The organism is Actinomycetospora sp. (genome assembly GCF_055612215.1).
On sequence record NZ_JBVPVA010000495.1, the window covers coordinates 1 to 1,723 of the forward strand.

2 protein-coding genes and 1 pseudogene are annotated in these 1,723 nt (G+C 73.7%); all 3 read left to right on the forward strand.

The genetic code is table 11. The features are described from left to right. Positions 1-513, forward strand: a 513-nt coding sequence (locus AC0CYZ_RS13835) for an enoyl-CoA hydratase/isomerase family protein (RefSeq protein ID WP_472216232.1), incomplete at its 5' end; no start/stop codon positions are given. A gap of 2 nt (positions 514-515) precedes the next feature. After that, complete coding sequence (locus AC0CYZ_RS13840) at positions 516-1,490, forward strand: class I SAM-dependent methyltransferase (RefSeq protein ID WP_472216234.1); 975 nt, start codon at positions 516-518, stop codon at positions 1,488-1,490. A 34-nt stretch (positions 1,491-1,524) separates the two neighbouring features. Next, positions 1,525-1,723, forward strand: a pseudogene (locus AC0CYZ_RS13845) (class I SAM-dependent methyltransferase); the annotation flags it as partial.

A 1,723-nucleotide genomic window follows, 5' to 3' on the forward strand; every position in this document is an offset into this window, starting at 1 on the left:
GTCTCGGAGATCCCGAAGCCCACGGTCTGCGCGCTCACCGGCTACGCCCTCGGCGGCGGGTTCGAGATCGCGCTGTCCTGCGACCGCCGCGTCGCCGGTGACAACGCCACGGTCGGGCTCCCCGAGATCCTCCTCGGGATCATCCCCGGCGGCGGCGGCACCCAGCGGCTCGCCCGGCTCATCGGCCCCGCGAAGGCCAAGGACCTGATCTTCAGCGGCCGTTTCGTCAAGGCCCCGGAGGCCCTGGAGCTGGGGATCGTCGACGAGATCGTGCCGCCGGACGAGGTCTACACCCGCGCGCGGGCGTGGGCCGAGCAGTTCGCCAACGGCCCGACGCGCGCCCTGGCCGCCGCCAAGACCGCCGTCGACCGCGGGCTCGGGATGGGCCTGCGCGACGGCCTGGACCTCGAGACCGAGGTCTTCGCGGCGCTCTTCGGCACCGAGGACCAGGTCATCGGCATGCGGAGCTTCGTCGAGAACGGCCCGGGCAAGGCCCAGTTCCTGGGGCGCTGAGCATGACCGCGCCCAACCCCCACGCCACCCAGGCCGAGGTCGACGCCGCCCGGAACGACCCAAAGCTGGCCAACGTGCTCTACCACGACTGGGAGGCGGGCACGTACGACGAGAAGTGGTCGATCTCCTACGACGAACGCTGCATCACCTTCGCCGTCGACCGCTTCTGTGCTGTCGTCCCTCCGGGCAGTTCTCCCCCGATCTCCGGCCCCTACGAGCACGCCCTCGAGCTCGGCTGCGGCACCGGGTTCTTCCTGCTCAACCTCATGCAGGGCGGGATCGCCAAGAAGGGCACGGTCACCGACCTCTCGCCCGGCATGGTCGAGGTGGCGGTGCGCAACGCCGAGGGGCTGGGTCTCGACGTCGAGGGCCGCGTCGCCGACGCCGAGACCATCCCGATGCCCGACGCGTCGGTGGACCTGGTGGTGGGCCACGCCGTGCTGCACCACATCCCCGACCTCGACCGCGCGTTCCGCGAGATCCTCCGGGTGCTCAAGCCCGGCGGGCGGTTCGTGTTCGCGGGGGAGCCCACGCGCATCGGCGACCTGTACGCGCGCAAGCTCGGCCAGGCGACGTGGTGGGCGACGACGAACCTGACGCGCCTGGGTCCGCTGCGCTCGTGGCGGCGGCCGCAGGACGAGCTCGACGAGTCCTCGCGGGCGGCGGCGCTGGAGGCGGTCGTCGACCAGCACGTCTTCGACCCGACGCGCCTCGAGCGGTTCGCGCTCGGGGCGGGTGCGGTCGACGTGCGGTGCGTGACCGAGGAGCTCACCGCGGCGCTGTTCGGCTGGCCGGTGCGGACGTTCGAGGCGGCGGTGCGCCCGGAGAAGCTCGGGTTCCCGTGGGCGATGTTCGCCTACCGCAGCTGGCAGCGGCTGTCGTGGCTGGACGCGCGCCTCGCCCGGGTCGTGCCGCGCGGGCTGTTCTACAACGCGCTGGTCACCGGGGTGCGTCCGGCGCCGCCGGTGTCGCCGTAGGGCCGCACGTCAGAAGAGTCCCCGGGAGGCGTGGGTGGCCTACGCGTTCTCGCTCGACGACGTCGGGTTCCTGACGTCGAGGGCGGGGCGCGACGCCCTCGCGGCGCTGGTCCCGAGCGGGGACCGGCTCGCCGACGTCGCGGCCGCCCGCCGGCTGGTGGGCGTCGAGCGGGCCGGGGCCCTGCTGGAGACGGTGCTGCTGCGCGAGCGCGCCCGGTCGCGGCTGCCCGACG

Bases quoted from the DNA above. Each gene is read 5' to 3' on its own strand.
- AC0CYZ_RS13840 (WP_472216234.1), top strand. From the start codon at position 516: ATGACCGCGCCCAACCCCCACGCCACCCAGGCCGAGGTCGACGCCGCC.